This is a genomic window from Wolbachia endosymbiont of Drosophila barbarae (assembly GCF_044752445.1).
Classification (GTDB): domain Bacteria; phylum Pseudomonadota; class Alphaproteobacteria; order Rickettsiales; family Anaplasmataceae; genus Wolbachia; species Wolbachia pipientis.
The window spans coordinates 1-853 of record NZ_JBIXJM010000093.1 but is presented as its reverse complement, the minus strand read 5'-3'; the positions used below and the strand labels follow the sequence as shown (position 1 = coordinate 853).

Below are 853 nucleotides of genomic sequence, written 5' to 3'. Positions count from 1 at the left end.
TTTATGCTTGGTGGTAGCCAGCTTCTTTCCTCTCCTGCTCTAGAAGTTATCCATGGAAGAAAATCTGTTAAAAGTTCTCCTATCTTCACTCTTACTTTTGCTTTCTCATAATCTACTTCTTTTACAACTCCCATTCGTACAATGTTTGCTAACTTTCTTTGCAGCTCTGAAATAGCAAAATTACTCTCTAACATTTTCTTCTATTATAATCGTATGTGGCTTAATCTTATTTTCTGTCCATATCGATTTACCTAAATGAAGCTGATGACTCCAATCAACCATCCACACCAAATATGCATCTAATTCGGGTCTAAATCCGTCAATTTCTGCAGAGATAAATTCTCCTGGTGAAACATTTTTTATATTCCATGTATTTTTGTTTACAACTTTTGCCACCTCAGCAGCTAATGTTCTGACAATAATAGCTGCATTTTCTATTGTGCTATCAATCACAATTCGTGCTTCAAATCTTGCTTTCAGTGCTAATTCTTCTGTTCCTGGATCTTTTCCCGATTCTAAACTCACAAGCTCTACAAATAACGCTGGCGCTAATAATTCTTTCCTTATCGATGGATAAATTTCACAAGTTTGAATTGCTGGTATTTCTTTCTTCAGCGTAGTGCAGATTGCTTGATGTAAATCTTGCCAATTCATATAGGTGTAATGTAACTTAATTCGCGGTGGAAGAATTTTTCAAATACCTTTTCAACTTCATAATTAACAAGATTCCCTATTATCCTTGAAGCCTCAGGTTCTAGTGGCAACATAACTTCCTTTATTGGTAATGCTGCTCTTCCTTCACGTTTAAACATACCGCTATTTCCTTTTGGCATAACTGCTGCAAATCCTCCTA

The 853-nt window shown here is 35.8% G+C and carries 2 protein-coding genes and 1 pseudogene; all 3 read right to left on the bottom strand.

All coding sequences use genetic code 11. The annotated features are described in order from the left end of the window. Positions 1–194, bottom strand: a 194-nt coding sequence (locus ACIPNH_RS01230; protein ID WP_400771136.1) for a phage baseplate assembly protein V, incomplete at its 3' end; no start/stop codon positions are given. Beyond that, a complete protein-coding gene (locus ACIPNH_RS01225) occupies positions 181–654 on the bottom strand; it encodes a hypothetical protein (RefSeq protein ID WP_400771133.1) in 474 nt (157 codons plus the stop codon). The genes ACIPNH_RS01230 and ACIPNH_RS01225, both read right to left, overlap by 14 nt. Continuing rightward, positions 651–853, bottom strand: a pseudogene (locus tag ACIPNH_RS01220) (phage tail protein); the annotation flags it as partial. The pseudogene ACIPNH_RS01220 and the gene ACIPNH_RS01225, both read right to left, overlap by 4 nt.

Excerpts from the sequence above, each read along its gene's own strand:
- ACIPNH_RS01225 (WP_400771133.1), bottom strand. The coding sequence starts at position 654 with ATGAATTGGCAAGATTTACATCAAGCAATCTGCACTACGCTGAAGAAA.